Origin of the sequence: Streptomyces sp. NPDC001502, assembly GCF_042894785.1 — a bacterium.
Taxonomy (GTDB): Bacteria; Actinomycetota; Actinomycetes; order Streptomycetales; family Streptomycetaceae; genus Streptomyces; species Streptomyces kutzneri.
In genome coordinates, this window is record NZ_JBIAVW010000002.1 from 462,005 (window position 1) to 478,341 (window position 16,337).

15 protein-coding genes are annotated in these 16,337 nt (G+C 75.4%); 9 read left to right on the forward strand and 6 right to left on the reverse strand.

The genetic code is table 11. The features are described 5' to 3' along the window. Positions 1 to 64 precede the first annotated feature (64 nt). A complete protein-coding gene (locus ACFY0D_RS04500; RefSeq protein WP_390796994.1) occupies positions 65 to 982 on the forward strand; it encodes an NADP-dependent oxidoreductase in 918 nt (305 codons plus the stop codon). Between the two features lie 54 nt (positions 983 to 1,036). Here ACFY0D_RS04500 and ACFY0D_RS04505 read toward each other — a convergent pair whose 3' ends face one another. The 6 genes from ACFY0D_RS04505 to ACFY0D_RS04530 form a co-directional block, all read right to left on the reverse strand. Continuing rightward, positions 1,037 to 3,979, reverse strand: coding sequence for a poly(A) polymerase (locus ACFY0D_RS04505; protein WP_390796904.1), 2,943 nt, complete (start codon positions 3,977 to 3,979; stop codon positions 1,037 to 1,039). Continuing rightward, entirely contained in the window at positions 3,979 to 5,772 is a 1,794-nt protein-coding gene (locus tag ACFY0D_RS04510; protein WP_390796905.1) for an RNA ligase family protein, read from the reverse strand. Before ACFY0D_RS04510 ends, ACFY0D_RS04505 begins: the two co-directional genes overlap by 1 nt. A gap of 118 nt (positions 5,773 to 5,890) precedes the next feature. Further along, positions 5,891 to 6,574, reverse strand: a complete 684-nt coding sequence (locus ACFY0D_RS04515) for an NAD(P)-dependent oxidoreductase (protein WP_390796906.1) — start codon at positions 6,572 to 6,574, stop codon at positions 5,891 to 5,893. 139 nt (positions 6,575 to 6,713) lie between these two features. After that, positions 6,714 to 8,258 (reverse strand): hypothetical protein, encoded by a 1,545-nt coding sequence (locus ACFY0D_RS04520; RefSeq protein WP_390796907.1) that lies wholly within the window; start codon positions 8,256 to 8,258, stop codon positions 6,714 to 6,716. Positions 8,259 to 8,370: 112 nt separating this feature from the next. Then, on the reverse strand, positions 8,371 to 8,871 hold the full coding sequence (locus ACFY0D_RS04525) for a hypothetical protein (protein WP_390796908.1): 501 nt from the start codon (positions 8,869 to 8,871) through the stop codon (positions 8,371 to 8,373). Between the two features lie 67 nt (positions 8,872 to 8,938). Beyond that, complete coding sequence (locus tag ACFY0D_RS04530) at positions 8,939 to 10,162, reverse strand: DUF418 domain-containing protein (protein ID WP_390796909.1); 1,224 nt, start codon at positions 10,160 to 10,162, stop codon at positions 8,939 to 8,941. A gap of 351 nt (positions 10,163 to 10,513) precedes the next feature. Between ACFY0D_RS04530 and ACFY0D_RS04535 the strand changes: the two genes are divergently transcribed. The 8 genes from ACFY0D_RS04535 to ACFY0D_RS04570 all read left to right on the forward strand — a co-directional run bounded on the left by ACFY0D_RS04535 (position 10,514) and on the right by ACFY0D_RS04570 (position 16,218). After that, complete coding sequence (locus ACFY0D_RS04535; protein ID WP_390796910.1) at positions 10,514 to 11,542, forward strand: NUDIX domain-containing protein; 1,029 nt, start codon at positions 10,514 to 10,516, stop codon at positions 11,540 to 11,542. 31 nt (positions 11,543 to 11,573) lie between these two features. Further along, the gene (locus ACFY0D_RS04540; RefSeq protein ID WP_390796911.1) at positions 11,574 to 12,182 is read left to right on the forward strand and encodes a hypothetical protein; all 609 of its coding nucleotides are present in this window, start codon (positions 11,574 to 11,576) and stop codon (positions 12,180 to 12,182) included. 104 nt (positions 12,183 to 12,286) lie between these two features. Continuing rightward, the gene (locus ACFY0D_RS04545) at positions 12,287 to 12,790 is read left to right on the forward strand and encodes an SRPBCC family protein (RefSeq protein ID WP_390796912.1); all 504 of its coding nucleotides are present in this window, start codon (positions 12,287 to 12,289) and stop codon (positions 12,788 to 12,790) included. Between the two features lie 148 nt (positions 12,791 to 12,938). Beyond that, entirely contained in the window at positions 12,939 to 13,673 is a 735-nt protein-coding gene (locus ACFY0D_RS04550; RefSeq protein ID WP_390796913.1) for an SDR family oxidoreductase, read from the forward strand. 5 nt (positions 13,674 to 13,678) lie between these two features. Next, positions 13,679 to 14,326 carry a GNAT family N-acetyltransferase gene (locus ACFY0D_RS04555; protein WP_390796914.1) on the forward strand — a complete coding sequence of 216 codons (648 nt, stop codon included), beginning with the start codon at positions 13,679 to 13,681 and terminating at the stop codon, positions 14,324 to 14,326. A gap of 60 nt (positions 14,327 to 14,386) precedes the next feature. Then, entirely contained in the window at positions 14,387 to 14,920 is a 534-nt protein-coding gene (locus tag ACFY0D_RS04560) for a hypothetical protein (protein ID WP_390796915.1), read from the forward strand. An 80-nt stretch (positions 14,921 to 15,000) separates the two neighbouring features. Beyond that, positions 15,001 to 15,318 (forward strand): hypothetical protein, encoded by a 318-nt coding sequence (locus ACFY0D_RS04565; RefSeq protein WP_390796916.1) that lies wholly within the window; start codon positions 15,001 to 15,003, stop codon positions 15,316 to 15,318. Between the two features lie 123 nt (positions 15,319 to 15,441). Then, complete coding sequence (locus ACFY0D_RS04570; protein WP_390796917.1) at positions 15,442 to 16,218, forward strand: hypothetical protein; 777 nt, start codon at positions 15,442 to 15,444, stop codon at positions 16,216 to 16,218. Positions 16,219 to 16,337 lie beyond the last annotated feature (119 nt).

A 16,337-nucleotide genomic window follows, 5' to 3' on the forward strand; every position in this document is an offset into this window, starting at 1 on the left:
GGTTCCACCAGCACACGGAGAGGTCGGGTACATGTCCCAGTCGGGCGGCAGCAGCCAGGAAACCATGCGGGCGATGGCGTACGAGACGTACGGCGGGACGGAGGTGCTCTCCGAGACCCGGCTGCCGATGCCCAAGCTCGGACCCGGTGAGGTCCTCGTCAGGGTCAAGTGCGCCGCCGTGAACCCGGTCGACTGGAAGATCATGGCGGGCGGGCTGGACCCCCTGATGGACGTCGTCTACCCGGTGGTCCCCGGCTGGGACGTGTCCGGCACCGTCGAGCGGGTCGGCATCGACACCCCCGAATACGCCGAGGGCGACGAGGTCATCGCGTACGCCCGCAAGGACTACGTGCACGGCGGGACCTTCGCCGAGTTCGTCACCGTGCCCGTCCGCGCCCTCGCGCACAAGCCCTCCTCGCTCGACTGGGCCGAGGCCGCCGGACTCCCGCTCGCCGGGCTCACCGCCTACCAGCTGCTCACCCGCCTCGGCACCGGCAAGGACGACACCGTCCTCATCCACGGCGCGGCGGGCGGGGTCGGCTCCTTCGGCGTGCAGATCGCCCGCGCACTGGGCGCCCGGGTCATCGGCACCGCCTCCCCGCGCAATCACGACCGGGTACGCGAACTCGGCGCCGAACCCATCGAGTACGGGGACGGACTCGCCGCGCGCGTACGGGCCCTCGTACCCGACGGGCCCACGGTCGTCGCGGACTTCGTCGGCGGCGTCGGCGCCGTCACCCGGGAGGTGCTCCACGACGACGGCCGGCACGCCTCCATCGCCGACCCCAGTGTGCTCGGGGCGGGCGGCGAGTGGATGTGGGTCCGCCCGGTCGGCAGCGATCTGGCCGAACTGGGCCGGCTCGCCGACAGCGGAAAGCTGAAGGTGCCGGTCGCCACGACCTTCCCGCTGGGCGAGCTGGCGGCCGCCTTCGAGCTGAGCCAGGGCGGGCACACGGCAGGGAAGATCATCATCGAGATCTGACCCACGCGGCGTACGACCCCCCGACACCTCTCCGTCACCCCTCTCCCCTCGCCCTCACACCAGGTCCGGCACCTCGCCGCCGGCCGCCCACGAGACCTCGACCCCCGGCAGGCCGGTCCGCCAGGGGCCGGCCAGGGCGGCCAGGCGCGCCGCGTCCGGGGGAGCGGCGCCGAGGCCGATCGCGTAGCGGGCCAGGGCCGGACCCGACGCGAAGGGGCGGGGCCAGGCGTGCGCGTCCGTCACACCGGCCTCCTCCAGCGCGCCGAGCAGAGCCCGCAGCCGCCCCCGCACCCGGCCCAGGGTCTCCTCGAACCCGCCCTCGGAGGCCGTCCGTACGGTCACCACCGCCCAGGCGGCGTGCCGACGGTGCAGCGGCGGCGGCCCCGGGGCCCACCCGCGGTCCGCGGGGCCGGACTCCAGCAGCTCCCAGGCCGTGTACAACTCCTGGACCAGCAGGTCGCGCAGGCCCGGCCCGACCTGGGCCGTGCAGCTGCGCACCGGCTCCGAGGGGGTGAGGACCGTGACCGCGTCCGGCCCCTCCTCCGCCTCGTCCGGGCCCGCCGCCGACAGCGACACGGGCACACGCCAGTCCCAGGCGGCCCAGCTGCCGAAGAACTCGCGCAGCAGGGCATCGGGCGACAGCGCCCCGGCCTCCTCCACCGTGCGCGCCGCGAGAACCGCCCAGGCCAGCCCCGGCAGCCCGCCGAACGGCGCAGAGTCCAGCCCCCGGGCCCGGGCCCACGCCTTCACCTGCCGCGCCAGCCCGGCGAACGCGGCCTGCCGATCCGCCCCCACCCGTTCCCGTACGGCATCGGCGTCGCTGACCGCGCTCAGCGCGAGCGCGGCCGCCTCGCCCAGCTCGGCCCGCCGTGCCACCGCGTGCGCCGGAGCCGGCCCGTCGGTGGCCACCGTGACCAGATCCACCGACAGCCCGCCGACGCGGAACCGCAGCCCCGGCACCCGTGCCCCCGCCACCTCACGCAGCCGCCCCGCCTCGGGCAGCGCCGCCGCCACCCGGTCCCGTACGAGGGCCACATCGGCCGGACCCGGCAGCACCGCCACCAGGTCCAGGTCCGACTCCGGAAGCGCACAGCCCATGCGGCGCGATCCGGCCAGGTGCACCTGCGCGTCGCCGAGGGCGGCCCGGACGCGCGCGGTGACCGACTCGGCGTCCTCCTCCCGGATCACGGGCCTTGGCCGCAAGGGCCGCCTTGGCCCTGGCCCGGTCCGGTCCGCCGTTTCCGTCTCCGTTGCCGTCTCCGTCTCCGTCTCCGTCTCCGGATCCGTCCCCGTCTCCGGCTCCCAGCGGACCTCGCCCGTCCCCAGTGCCACCGTCGCCCGGACCCGCATCGGCCCGTCCCCGCGCCGCGAGAGCACGGCCAGTTCCCCGACCCGCGCGGCCAGCGGGCCGCCGAGCCGCGCCGCGAAGGACGCGACCGCGCGTTGCGGGTCCTGACTGCGCCCCAGCGTCAGATGCGGGGTGTAGCCGTGGTGGTCACCCGTACGCCCCCGGCAGCCCGGGAACCGCTCCGCCAGCGCGCGCCGGAGCTCCTGCCACGGCGCCTCACCGGCCGCCGCCGGGTCCAGCCAGACGGTGGCGTCCTCACGGTGTCCGAAGCTGTGCACACCCTCCAGCCGGACGGGAAACGGCCCGGTCGCGGCGGCCACCTCTGCCAGGATCGGTGCCGCCTCGGCGAAGGAGGACTCCGGCACGAAGCCGAAGAGCAGGTTCACGTGCGCGGGCCAGCGCCCGGCCTGCGGGTCGAGCGCGTGGCGCAGCTCCCGTACCGCCTCCGGCAGGGGCGGCGGAAGCCATGCCACCGCCGTCCGCGCCGTCGCCGGTACGCCGAGGCGCGCGGGCGCGCCGTCCCGTTCCCCGAACTCCACCGTCGCCTCCACACCGAAGTGGTCGGAGATGAACAGCCCCTCCGGGGCCGGTGCGTCGCCGCGCAGCGCGGCCCGGGCCACCCGCGCCGTCGTGGACCGCAGCAGGATCCGGTCCAGCCGGCCCGGCCGGCCCGACAGGGAGCCCACCGCGGCCAGCGGATTGGCCACCGGGTCGAAGGTCGGCGTGTCGTCCGCCGCTCCGTGGACGTCGCTCCAGGCGTCCCGCATGCCGAGCGCGGCCGCGGGACCCTCGACGCCGTGGCGGCCGTCGTTGAAGTCGCCCAGCAGCGCCACCCCCGCCTCGATGCCGCCCAGCCCCTCGGCGAGCCGGGTCAGTTCGGCGACCCGCCGGACGTCGCCGTTCTCGGTGTGGTCGCTGGTCAGGTGGGTGTTCGCGACGACCAGGGGGCCGGCCGCGGTGTCCACGGTGACGGCGGTGACCGCCTTGTGCGCGCGGAGCAGGTGCATCCCCGCCTCCCGCACCGGAAGCCGGCTGAGCACCAGGAGCCCGCACTCGGCGACGTCCCGGCCGCCCGGATCCGTACCGAGGGTGTACGAGGCCCGCACCCACGGCGCCGCCAGCAGCATGCCGAGCAGCTCGGGTTCGACCTCCTGCAGCGCGATGACATCGGCGTCGGCGGCCGCGAGATCGGCCAGCAGCAGCGGCCTGCGCCGGGCGGTGGAGATGCGCGGGGCGTCGTACCGGTCCCAGAGCGTGTTCCAGGTCAGCAGCCGCACCGAGGACACGGCGGAGGCCGTGCCGCCCCCGGGCACCGGCTCGGCGGGCCGCCAGGCGCCGCCGCCGGCCGGATCCCATGCGTGCGGGGTCCGGGCGGTGAAGAACGGGGCTCGCAGCAGCCGCGGATCGCGGACCCGGCCCGCCGCGGTGACATCGATGCGGTCCACGCCCGTGGCGCGGTCCCACACCAGCTCACCGTCCGCCTCGACGAACAGCACCCGGTGCCAGGGGATGTCGCCGCCGGGCACGAAGGAGGGCAGCGGGACCCGCTTCGGCGCGGCCCCGCGCTGGAGCAGTCCGAGCACGAACCGCGCCGGATCGAACCGGGAGTCCCAGCGGACCCGGTGGTAGAGCTCCTCGCTGGTACGCATCAGTGCTGTCCCCGTCCCAGTCCCTGTCCCTGTGCCTGTCGGGCGTCCGCGCGTCCGGCCGTAAGGCCGCCCGCCGTGTCCTCGACGACCCCGGCCGCACCGATGTACCACGTCCGGTGCGCCTGACCGGCGTACGGCGGGCTGAACCGGCGCACCTGCGAGGTGAGCACCTGCGGCGGCACCGGATGCGGGCGCACGCCGTTGCGCCGCACCAGCTCCGCCTCCTCCACCAGCACCACGGCGTGGGTGACCAGCGCGTCACGGCGCCGTGCGACCGAGCCCGCCAGGCCCCGCTGCTGGCCGGTGAGCGAGGTGGCGTCCCACACCACCGTCCCGCCGCGGGCCAGGGCCGCGTCGAGCCGGTCCAGGCCCTCGCTCAACACCTCGGCGTTGGCCCCTTGGTCCGCACGGGAACCCCTGGCCGTGCGCAGATCGTCAAGACTGATGTACGCGTCCACACCGGGCAGTTCGCGGCCGAAGGTGCTCTTCCCGCTGCCCGAGGGCCCGCACAGCTGCACCAACCGGGGAAACGTTCCCTCGCGCCACTGCCACGTCGCCGCCACGGCTTCCTCCACCGCGGAACCCGAGATCCTGCCCTGCGCGAACGCGCGCCGGGCCTCCGCCCAGCAGCGGTCCGCGGCCTCCGCGCCCAGCCCGGCGAGCGCCTCGCCGAGCCCGGCCCGCAGTGCCTCCAGCGGATCCGGGCCGAGCAGCCCCGCCTCCTCGGCGCACAGCGCGGACCACTCCGCGCACTCCCGCGCCGCCGACCCGTCCGCCAGCCCCCCGGCGAGTGCGTGCAGCACACCGAGATCGGCCGCCGCGGCCATCCGGACCAGCCCGGCCCGCCGGTCCTCGTCCGGGAACGGCCGCTGCAGGTACGGGTACAGCCCCACCAGGTCGGCGACCCGCCGCGCGAGCTCCATCCCGCCCGGGCCCGCCGCGATCCGGGCCGCGATCCGGGCCCGCGGCTCACGGCGGAGCACGGCCGCCAGGACACCGGCCAGCCGGTCCTCCCCGGTCCGCCCCGCCCCGTCGATCCGCGCCGCGACCTCGGCGACCTCGTCCGCGTCGGCGGCTCCGGTGGCGTCGGTGGCGTCGGTCCCGCTCATCCCGAGGGCGGCGGACAGCCCGGGCACATCGGCCTCGGCCCCCGAGCGCACCGCCCACAACGGGGCTGTCGGCCCGAGCCCGTTCGGCACGACCTGCGCGAACATCCAGTGCGTACTCGTCTGCACATGGCCGCCCCGCACCCACTTGGCCACGCACCGACCGAAGTCCTCGCGCGCGAAGCCGGCCGCCGTCCGTACGACGTACCCCTCCTGGCGCGCCGTGTCGAGCTTCAGCCTGCGCAGCGCGCGCTCGTCGAAGGTGCCCCGCCACAGCACGCGCGGGGTGGGCACGCCCAGGCCACGCAGGAACCGTACGGTCCGGTCCCAGTCCAGGCAGTGCTCCCCGTCCCACACCGAGAACCCGTAGAACCAGCTGTCCAGGTCCTCGTACGGGATCGAATGCCGGGCGTAGAGGTTCTCCCCACACACCCGCCACCCGGCCGGGATCCCGGGGCCGATGCGGCCCTGGAGGCCCTTGACCCACGCCCGCGAGGGGTGGTGCGCCGAGTCGAGCGAGCGTGCGTGCAGGCCGTCCGCGTACAGGGTGGTGTTCTCCCCGTCGAGCTTCTCCGTCACCACGACCTCGTGCCCGGCCAACCCCGCCAGTCCGAGCGCCCGGACATCATCCGCCGCCGCCCCGGGGGACCAGGGGAGGTGCGGCGTACGGGGATAGTGGATGCGCATGATCCGCTCCTGCTCGACATCGGGTGCCCCGTCACAGTAGGTAACCCGACCGGACGCATCCACCCAATAAGCCTTTCCGCACGCCCACCGCACGCCCACCGCACGCCTTCCCGGCCGCTCAGTGGGCGACGGTGAACCGCCGGCCCGCGTGCGCGTCGCGCTCGATCTCGTCGACCAGGGCGACGGCGAAGTCCTCCGTCGAGATCCGGCTCCGGCCCTCCTCGTCGACCACCAGGCCGTCGAGGCCCAGCCGGTACGTGCCCGTACGCTCGCCCGGCGTGATGTGCTCGGGCGGGCTCAGACAGGTCCAGCGCACCTGCTCCACGGGCACCGTGCGCAGGAAGTCCAGGACCTCGCCGTGGGCGTGCATCACCGCCAGGACGGCCGCCGGGACACCGGCCTCGTCCAGGACCAGCGGGCCGCCGGGGGTCCGCAGCGAGCCCGCCCCGCCGACGATGACCACCCGCGGCGCGGGAACGTTCGCACCGAGCGACCGTACCCCGCCGATCAGCGACTTCGCGGCGGTCACGAGGGCGGCCGGGTCCCCGCGGCCGGGGCCGAAGGCGCTGACCACCACATCGTGCCCGGCCACCGCCGCGGCCACCGACGCCGGATCGAGGACATCGCCGCGCACCACCTGAACCACGAGAGCCCCGGCCTCGGCCCCGGCCCGGCTCACCGGGTCCGGGAGCTTCGCCGGATCGCGGACGACGGCCGTGACCTCGTGGCCGCGTCTGAGTGCTTCGCGCAGCACCCGGGATCCGACGGTGCCGGTCGCGCCGAAGAGGACGATCTTCGTCATGGCGACTCCCTGGGGGTGGAGGGCTGTACGGGGCTCCGGTCGGGCCCGGCCCGGCCCATCCAAGCGAACCCGCCCGCCACACCCGGGCAGGCGGGCCGGGGCCGGTCGGATGAACCGGTCCCCGGGGGCCGCGCGGCCGTCAGCCCGAGACCGGCACAGGCGCGGGCGCAGACACCGGCACCGCGGCGGCCAGTTGGCCGGCCGCCGCGAAGTGCAGCCGCTCCAGCCGGGCCGCGTACGGCCAGCCGGCCGCCCGGTAGAAGCACAGGTCGCTCGGGATCGGCACGGCCCGCAGGTCGGCGGCGTGCGTCCCGTCCGGCAGCTCGGTGGCCGCCGCGAGCAGCGGGTCCGCCGAACCGGCCCACTCGCCGACCGGGGCGGGCCGCGGCCACGGCTCCCCGGTGTTGGGGAACAGCCACCGGGTGTCCCGGGCCATCCGCGCGGCGAAGTCGGGGCCCGCCGCGGCCCGCCGGGCCAGCCGTGCGAGAGTCAGCAGCAGGTCCGGCAGCGACTCGGCGAGCAGGGCCAGCTCCGGGTACTCCCGCAGGCTCTCGCCGTCGCCGGGCACGGATACGACGTACCCCCACCGGCCGGTCGCCGGGTCGATGCGGACCTGCGCGAGGGCGTGGCCGCGCCCGTGGCTGATCCGGGCGAGCGGCCAGTACGAACCGTCGCCGCCCAGCATGCGGTGCAGCTCGGGGTCCACCGCGTGCTCGGGCGCCCCGGGCAGCAGCCGCAGCGCCGCAAGCCCCGCGATCGCCACCCCGCCGATCTCCCGGAGCACGGTCCGGACCTCCTCGGGGACCGGGACCGCCCAGCCGTCCATGACGGAGTCGGCGCAGCCCGCGTCGAGCACGACGAAGCCGGGGCAGCCGTCGGCCAGGTCCCGCAGCTCGGCCACGGCACGCCGGGCGGCATCGGCCGGCACGCGGTGGCGGCGCACGGCCCGGCCGAGGAAGTCGCCGCTGACCACGCTGCGCAGCAGGAGGGCCCGGCCCTCACCGACGATCTGGAACTGGACCTCGCTGCTTCCGGTGTCGGCCGTGTTGTGGAAGGTGGAGAAGTACGGTTCCCAGTCCACGGCGCACGGATAGCCCGGCAGGCGGTGCAGGTCGACGAGATCGGTGAGCGGGTCGCCGCGTCCGACGAGCGCGGCGAGCTCGCGGTCGGGCCCCTCGCCCGCCTCATCCCCCTCATCTCCCTCGCCTCCCTCGGCGAGTTCGACGGTGGAGGCGGCCGGTACGGAGAACTTCCCCCTCGGCCGGTCCACCACCCCGTCCGCGATCCGCTCGGCGAACCCGGCGAGCCAGGCGGTGAAGTCCGGTGCCTCGACGGTGACATCGGGGTCGGCTCCCCACGGGTTGACGGCCACGACGGGCCCCCAGCCGGCGGCCCCGACCCCCACGATCAGCGACCCCTCGCCGAAATCCGTCTCACCCAGGGTCCAGCAGCCGTCCGCGAACACCTCGCGGCCGCGCGGCCCGAAGCGGTACTCGTGGTCCTCGGTCTCCAGGCCGCCGATCTCCCGCAGGACGCCCCGCACCTCCTCGGGCACCGCCACGGCCCAGCCGTCCAGCTCCGCGTCCGTGAAGCCCTCGAACAGCTCCAGCTCGTCCGGCCGTTCCCGCGCCAGCTCCTTCAGCGCCCGCACGGCATCCACCGCCGACGGCCCCGCGTCGTACATGCTCTTGGCTCCCCGTGTCGTCCGTTCCGCGGCTCCGAGGGTATCGCCGTGGGCCGCCCCGACATGACCCGAGCCCGGAGCCGGCCCGGATGCCCCCGGGCACCCGCCGCCCTCAGTGACAGAGGGCGACGATGGACGGATGAACGGTGCCCTTGGCCGCCTCGCACAGGGAGGCCATGTCGTACGAACCCTGCGGCTCCGGCCGGGGCTTGGCCGCCACCGTCGGCGGCCGCTTGCGGGGCTTCGCCGGGGCCGCGGGCTTCGCCTGCCCGGCGGGCCGCCGGGGGCGCGGAGGCTTCGCGTCGGCCCGGCGCGGGCGACGCGGCCGCTCGGCAGCGGCCGGTACCGGTACCGGTGCCGGCCCGGCCTCCGGGACCAGGCGCGGAGCGGGTGGTGCGGGCGGTGCGGGCGGCGCGGGGGAGGCGGGTTCGGGCGAGGTCGGGAGGGGGCTCAACGGCAGTGCGAGGGGCGTCGGTTGCGGGCCTTGCGTACGGGCCGCCGCCCCGTGCGCCTGCCGCTGGGCGTCCGGCGGAGCGGCGGGGTGCACCGTCACGCACCCGGTGGCCGTCACGAGCGCGGCAAGGGTCAGGGGCAGGGCGAGACGCAGCTGCATCCGCCCAGCCTGCCGTACCGGCGCCGCGCGAGCCGAACCCGTCACACGGACGGGTGACGGCGCGCGCTCAGGCCCGGCTACGCCCCCGCGTGGCCAGCCGGAGCAGGTGTTCCACCGGGCCCCGGCGCAGCGGGCTCTCGGCCCAGATCCGCTGCCAGGCCCAGGTCAGGGCCAGGGCCGCGCCGCTGAAGGCCAGCCAGGCGGACCAGGACGCGGCGCCGTGCGCCGGACCGGCCAGCACCAGCGCGTGGACGACGTACGCGCTCAGCGCCATCGCCCCGAGCAGCGTGAGCGGCCGCAGCAGCCGCGCGCCCACCCCGTGCCGCGCGGCGAGCGCGCACAGGCCGATGAGAGCGCAGCCCACGCCCGCGTTGCCCAGGGTCTCCAGCGGGGTCTGGCTGTAGGGATCGGCCACCAGCAGCCAGTACCAGGAGGTGCTGGGCACGGCTCCGTACTGACCCTGCAGCACCTCCCGGACGGGATCGGCCGCGGTAAGGGCCTCCGGATGGTGCACGGCGATCGCCTCCAGCAACCGCTGCCGGGCGCCGAACACATGGCTCGCGAGCCATGCGGAGCCGTATCCGGCGAGGGCGGCCACCGTGCCCCACACCGCCATCCGCCGGGCCACCGGCCGCTCCCGCACGTCGCACAGCCGGGCGAGCGCCATCCCGGCCAGCACGTACGGGAAGTAGGTGGCCAGCGGATAGGCCCCGGTGAGCAGCAGCTCCAGCAGCACCGCGCCCAGCCCGGACCAACTGGCCAGGTCCGCGGCCTCGGGGACCAGTCCGCGCCCCGACGCCTCGTAACCGAACACCGGGCCCAGCAGGAACGACAGCAGCGGGCCCGCCACCACCGAAGCGCCCGCCACGGCGGTGAGCACCGGGGTGGACAGCCGCGTGAAGGGCTCGGCAGCCAGGAAGTACACGGCGAAGAAGGCCAGGATGACCAGGATCCCGGGCCAGAGGGAGGCCAGCCACACGCCGAGTACGGCCAGCAGCGCGCAGCGGATCAGCAGGGGGCGCCAGCGCCCAGCCCAGCCCTGCGGGCGCTGCGCCGGGTCCAGCCCGCGCTGGGCGAGGACCAGGGAGAAGCCGGCGAGCAGGGTGAAGAGGGCCGGTGCGCGTCCGTCGGCCGCGACGAGGAGGTAGCCGGCGCCCTCCGGCTCCGGGCTGGGGCCCACGTGCACGGCGAACATGCCGAGGACGGCCAGGCCGCGTACGGCGTCGACCCCGGCCAGCCGGCCGCCGGACCCCCCGGCCGGGGCCGCCGCCCCCGCGCCGAGGCCCCTCACGCGGGGTCCGCCGGGGTGCCGGTGCCCGTGGGGGAGGCGCGTCGCATGTGTGGGTCTCTCCTGGGTCCGGGCGGTTCGGGCGGCTCGGGCGTGCGTGCGGTGCGCGCCGTGCGTGCGGTGCGTGCGGTGCGCGAAGACTGGTCGGACCGGCGGCTTTCACGCCGCCAGTCCGCATCCGGAACGTACCAGGGAGTACATAACCAAGTAATAAGGAGGTATAGGGGTGGCAAAGGCGCGGGGGTGCCGGTGCGGGGGCGGACGGGTCGCCGAGGGCGGGCGGATCGCCGTAACCCGGGAGCCGTGCCCGCTGTTGCACAGGCCGGCAGGTCCACCCACGGTGAACGGAGTCCGATGCCGCAGCTGACCGACCAGAGCGCGATCGAGGAACACGAGCGGGAGCGGACGGGGACCTGGATGACCCCGGCGGAGTACGGGGCCTCGCGGGCCGCCGTGTGGACCGCGGCCGTCGTCCTCGTCACCGACACCCGCGGCCGGATCCTCGTCCAGAGCGTCGACTACCGCGCCGACCGGCTGCTCCCCGGCGGGGCCGTGGACGCCGGCGAGGCACCGTCCGCGGCGGCCGCCCGCGAGCTGCGCGAGGAGCTCGGCGTCGACGGCCGCTACCCGCGCGGGCTCGCCGTGGACTGGATCCCGGCCGACACCCCCGGCTTCCCGCCCGAGATGCGCTTCCCCGGCGAGATCCTGCACGTCTACGACGGCGGCACCTGGACCCCCGACCGGATCGAGGCCGTCCGCCTCCCGGCCCAGGAGATCACCGGCATCCACTTCGCCGAACCGGCCGACCTGCCCGCCCTGATGGATCCCGGCGACGCCCGCCGCGCACTGTCCGCCCTGCGCGCCCGCGTCAACGGCTCCGGCACCGCCCTGCTGGAGGACGGCCGCCCCACCGCGCCGACCGCCCTCGACCGGCTCGGGGTCCTGCGCACCCGGCGGATCCCGCAGCACGGTGCCTGGCACCCGGGTCCGGTCCCGGAGCGGCTGCCCGTGCGGGACCTGTCGGCCTGGCTGTTCGCCCCCGACGGCCGGGTCCTGCTGCTGATCTCCCGGGCCACCGGCGCCGCCCACCTCCCGCCCCCGACGGCCGCGACCGCCGAGGACGCCGTCCCGCTCGGCTACCGGCACGGCGAGCAGGGCGTCCACGCCCGCACCACGGCCCGCCTCACCGGCCTCCCCGCGGGAGCGGACCCGGAGTACGCACGCCTGCTGGCCACGCCCGAACAGGTCCGCGAACTGAGCGACTGGGGGCGGGCCGGCGACGACGAACTCGCGGCGGTCCGCGCCGCCCGCACCCGTCTCGGCCTCCCCGTCCCCGCCCGCACCCCGCCCACGGAACTCCCCGGGGAGGCCGCGCTCCGCTGAGATGTCGGTGGCGCCTCCTACGGTCGACGGCATGGGATTCACCAGCGCCTGGTCGATCAGCTGCCACGAGGACTCCGTGATCGCGGACCTCGCGCCGCGGACGGCGGCGGCCATCGAGGCCGACCGCACGTGCCCGCGGGCCCGCCGCCGCTGGGCGGCCTGGCAGCGCGCCCCGCTCCCGGACCACCGCACCTGGTGGACCGGCACCCCGGCCGAGGACGAGGCGATCCGCTCCTTCCAGGACCTGACCCGCCCCGGCCGCCACGTCGACGACCTGTGCGAGTTCGCGTTCGTGGACGACATCTGGGACCGGCAGCCGGACCAAGAGCTGATGTTCGTGTCCGTGCAGCGCAAGGCGTATCCGGTCAGCGCGCTGTTCCACGCCGTCGGCCCCGAGCGCGCGGCCCTGCTGCCCGGCTGGTGCGGCAACTTCGTGCTGAGCGCCGCCGAGGTGCGCGCGGCGCTGCCCGCGGTGGAGCGGGCTCTCGGATTCGCTCCCGGGGAGCGGGAGCGGGCGCAGCGGCAGGTCTGGCTGGACACCGAGCTCCGCGAGAGCGTCCTGGACGGCCCGCTGCGTGCCTGGCGGGCCGCGGCGCGCTCCGGCCTCGGGCTGTGCGGGCTCGCCTTCCACGTGGAGTGACCGCGGGCCGGGGCGGCGCGGGCGGGCGCACGGCCCCGCCCCGCGGCCACCGCCATGATCGGGAAATCCGGCGTCCTCGGTCCGCGGTCCCGCAGCATGGGGCCATGAGCGACAGCGCGATCACCTACACCCTGTACATCCAGGCCGACCCCGACAGGGTCTGGCAGGCCCTCACCGAGCCCGCCTTCACCCGCCGGTACTGGGGCCTGAGCTTCGAGACCGACTGGGCGGTGGGCTCGCCGATGGACTGGGTCGAGCGAGGGGCCCGTACCAGTGACCCCGAACAGGTGGTCCTCGGCTGCGTCCCGGACCGCCTGCTCTCCTACACCTGGCACACCTTCACCCCGCAGTGGGCGGCCTCGGTCGGGATCGGCGAGGAACTGCGGGCCGAACTGGCGAAGGAGCGCCGTACGAAGGTGACGTACGAGATCGAGCCCGTCGGAGACACCCTCGCCCGGCTGACCATCCTGCACGAGGACTTCGAACCCGGCGGAACGCTGATCGGCATGTGCGCACGGGCCTGGCCGATGCTCGCGTCCAGCCTCAAGACCCTGCTGGAGACCGGGGCCCCGCTGCCGGAGGCCGAGCAGGAGGAGGGCGAGGTCTGAGGCGTCGCGCGGAGAGCCGGTACGCGTCCGTGTCCGCGCCCCCGGTCGCCCCGAACGGCCCGGCTCTCCGCTGTTCCCCCGGCCCGACCGGCTTGCCCCGCACCGCACCTGAGATCATGTGTACAGACCACGAATCAGGAGCGCAGACATGACACTGGAGCACCACCGCGTCGTCGTCACCGCCGCCGGACGCGACTTCGGGCGCACCCTCGCCCTCCGTTTCGCGAGCGGGGGCGCCGAGGTCCACCTCTCCGCCCGCACCCTCGAAGCCGCCGAACGCGTCCGCGAGGAGATCCGCGCCCAGGGCCACGACGCGGACCGTGTCCACGCCTACGCCTGCGATCTCACCGATCCCGCGTCCGTACGGGAGTTCGCCGCCGCGGTCGCCGCCCGCACCGACCACATAGACGTGCTCGTCAACAACGGCTCCCGCTACCAGCACGGCACGGACCTGCTGTCCGCCTCCGACGAGGACGTGACCGACACCCTCGCCTCCGGCGCCACCGGCACCGTCCTGGCCACCAGGGCCTTTCTCCCGCTGCTCCTGAAGTCGGCCAAGCCGGACATCGTCACCATGGTCTCCGGCTGCGGGGAGACCGGCCACCACCGGTCCGACGCGCACGCGGCCTTCTACGCCGCCAAGAGCGCCCAGGCCGGTTTCACCGAGATCCTCTCCCGCAGGCTGCGAGACCAGGGCGTCCGCGTCATCTCCCTCTACCCGCCCGACTTCGACAACCACGACCCGCTGTCGCAGTCCTGGGAGGGGGCGCCGCGCACGGCGAAGGACCCGCTCACCTCGCAGTCGCTGGTGGACTGCGTCTTCTTCGCGATCGGCCAGCCCCGCGACTGTTTCATCAAGTCCTTCCACTTCGAGCAGGTCTGACGGTCATGGGACGGACGCTGACGGAGATCCTGGACGCGGCGGCCGAGGGGCGGTTCCCGCCACCTGACGGCCGCACGACCGTGGTCCCGCAAGAACACCGGCGCGACGCGGGCGTCATCGCCTTCACCGCGCACTCCGTGGTGTTCACCGACCAGGACCCGGACTGGGTCCACACCACCCTCGCCGCCCTCGACTGCGACGCGCTGGCCGCCACCATGAACCCCCGGTTCCTGGCCGCCCTGCTCGACCGCACGGGACGCGGCACCGACACGATCGACCTGCTCACCGTCGCCGGCCCGCTGCCCGGCGCACCGGCACTGGAGCTCGTGGAGACGACCGACCCCGACCACCCCCGCGTCCGCAGAGCCCTGCGCCGCCGTGACGACGTACGGGTCTGGTCGGCGGCCGGGGGAGTCCTCGTCCTCGGCCGCGGCGTCGCGGGACGCTGGGAGGCGGCGGTCGAGGTCGACGAGGGCGTGCGCCACCGAGGACTGGGCCGGGAGCTGGCCCGCGCCGCCCGCCACCTCGTCCCCGACGGGCAGCCGGTCTGGTCCCAGCAGGCCACCGGCAACGCGCGCAGCATCCGGGCCTTCCAGGCCGCGGGCTACCGACCGGTCGGTGCGGAGGCCCTGATGCTGGCCCCGCACCCCTGAACAAGCCCTGACGGCACCCTGACGACCGGCCGCTCGGGGAGATCGTGTGGAATGGGTGCCATGGGGAGAGGAAACGACCAGCAGCGGCCCGCCACAGGCATACCGGCGCGGGACCCGATGAACGGCCCCGATGCCGACGAGCCCCCCGAGCACTGGCGCTACGCCCGCCACCTGGAGTCCCTGGCCGCGGCGCCGGGCCCGGGCGCGCAGAGCGAGGCGGAAGTCGTGGCCGAGGTGCTGCGCGATCCCGACCGGGTGATGGCCGAGAGCGCGGTGGTCACCCACCTCGACCGGCGAGCCGTACAGCTGCTCGCCGACGAGGAGTTCCCCGCCTGGGCCCGGGCCATGTCCGCCGCCCTCGCCGGCCGGGCCTTCCCCGAGCGCCGGCTGCGGGAGTGGATCCTGCTCAAGGCCGTCACCCGCGGCGAGCCCTGGTCCGCCGAGGAGCTCACCGCGGCCTCCGACTGGTGCCAGCGCACCGCCGCCCGCCTGCTGACCTCGTACGAGGCCCTGACCCTGCTGGCCACCGACGCCCGCACCCGCCGCGTCCGCAACGCGGCCGCCGACCGTCTGCGCCGCAGCACCGCGGTCTGAACCGGCGGCGGAACACTGCCGCTTCCCCCCTGTCCATGGCCCGCGCCCGGACAGGGGCCCTGTCGGTGGGGTGTGGTGAGATGGCCGCACTGCTGCAATCCGCCTGGTGGGAGGCCGTATCCATGCCCGTGTACCCGTCGCTGACCCGTGCTCTGACGGAGGCCCTGGTCGATGTTCTGCGCTTCATCGAGGGCTGCGACGACGAGCAGATGGATCAGGACGACGCCGTCAGAATGCTGGAGTGGGTGGGCCACGTGATGAGCCGGCTGTCGGGCGACCAGCGCGGCGAGTTCCTCGATCTGCTCGGGAAGATGGCCAGGGAAGAGGACGATCCCGCGCGCCGTGACTTCCTGCGGGAGTTCCCTGAAGGCTTCGGGCTGGTCGAGGAACCGGTCTGACCCGGCCACCGTGCGCATCGGGGCCGACCCGAGCGGGGTGCCGGAAACCACGTGTCCGCCCCGGCGTTCGCGGACGTAGCCTCGGGACGTGCTCCAACTCGTCGTCGCCGTATCCGCGTTCACGTGGCCGCCGCCGTGTACGCGGTCATCGGCCTGCGGTGGTGGTGTCGGGCGCGGATGCGGCGCGCGATCCTCGGGCTGGTCGCCGCCCTGGGCCTTGAGTCCTGCCACGCCGCCTCGTTGAGGTCCGAGGGGGTCGAGGCGGCGGCTGCCGAGCTGCTGCTCGGTGGGTACCTCGACATCGACGGGGCCGGGGCGGCCCGCCTGACCGAGGAGGGCCGCGAGCCCGGCCGGACACCACCGGCCCACCCGTTGCCCGCCGCCCTGCTGGAAGCCGTACGCCGCTACGATCCCGAGCCGGTGTCGATCGGCTGGATCGACCGGTACGACACGGAGTTCCAGGCGCGGCGCAGCGCGTACGCGAGCGCATGGGACGCCCTGTTGCCCCGGATCCCGCGGATTCCGCTGGATCCGGAGGAGGGCGGGTGGACGGCGTCCTGTTGCGGCTGCGTGGGCATCATCCTGATGGCGTACTTCTGGATCGTGGTGGGCGTGCTGCTGGTGCTGGTCCGCCCGCACGGCGTCCTGGGGTGGCTCGCCGCCGTGGTGGCCGCCGGGTGCCTGGCGGCGCTCTGGTTCGCCGAGGGCGCGGGCCGGGCGGTCCGCGCGCGCACGGCATGCGAGGACCCGCTGGGGGACCGGGTCCGTACGGAGTTCCATCCGGCTCTCGCCGCGCTGGACGAGCGGCGGCAGCTGCGCATCCGCCGGAGCGCCGACGACGACCGCAGGTGGCGCGGCGTCGTCGACGAGGACGAGCCCGACGGGAAGCCCCTCGGGTGACCGGGCCGATCCGCCGGTGCGCGCCAACTGGCGGAACTGCGCCGGATGTTCAAGCTGGAGGACCACGAAGGGCAGCCGCCGGCTCCGGCGCGGCCCCAGAAAGGGGCCGAGCAGTGGAT

Coding starts and splice junctions, on each gene's coding strand:
- ACFY0D_RS04500 (WP_390796994.1), top strand. CDS start 65: ATGCGGGCGATGGCGTACGAGACGTACGGCGGGACGGAGGTGCTCTCC.
- ACFY0D_RS04505 (WP_390796904.1), bottom strand. CDS start 3,979: ATGCGTACCAGCGAGGAGCTCTACCACCGGGTCCGCTGGGACTCCCGG.
- ACFY0D_RS04510 (WP_390796905.1), bottom strand. CDS start 5,772: ATGCGCATCCACTATCCCCGTACGCCGCACCTCCCCTGGTCCCCCGGG.
- ACFY0D_RS04515 (WP_390796906.1), bottom strand. CDS start 6,574: ATGACGAAGATCGTCCTCTTCGGCGCGACCGGCACCGTCGGATCCCGG.
- ACFY0D_RS04520 (WP_390796907.1), bottom strand. CDS start 8,258: ATGTACGACGCGGGGCCGTCGGCGGTGGATGCCGTGCGGGCGCTGAAG.
- ACFY0D_RS04525 (WP_390796908.1), bottom strand. CDS start 8,871: ATGCAGCTGCGTCTCGCCCTGCCCCTGACCCTTGCCGCGCTCGTGACG.
- ACFY0D_RS04535 (WP_390796910.1), top strand. CDS start 10,514: ATGCCGCAGCTGACCGACCAGAGCGCGATCGAGGAACACGAGCGGGAG.
- ACFY0D_RS04540 (WP_390796911.1), top strand. CDS start 11,574: ATGGGATTCACCAGCGCCTGGTCGATCAGCTGCCACGAGGACTCCGTG.
- ACFY0D_RS04545 (WP_390796912.1), top strand. CDS start 12,287: ATGAGCGACAGCGCGATCACCTACACCCTGTACATCCAGGCCGACCCC.
- ACFY0D_RS04550 (WP_390796913.1), top strand. CDS start 12,939: ATGACACTGGAGCACCACCGCGTCGTCGTCACCGCCGCCGGACGCGAC.
- ACFY0D_RS04555 (WP_390796914.1), top strand. CDS start 13,679: ATGGGACGGACGCTGACGGAGATCCTGGACGCGGCGGCCGAGGGGCGG.
- ACFY0D_RS04560 (WP_390796915.1), top strand. CDS start 14,387: ATGGGGAGAGGAAACGACCAGCAGCGGCCCGCCACAGGCATACCGGCG.
- ACFY0D_RS04565 (WP_390796916.1), top strand. CDS start 15,001: ATGGCCGCACTGCTGCAATCCGCCTGGTGGGAGGCCGTATCCATGCCC.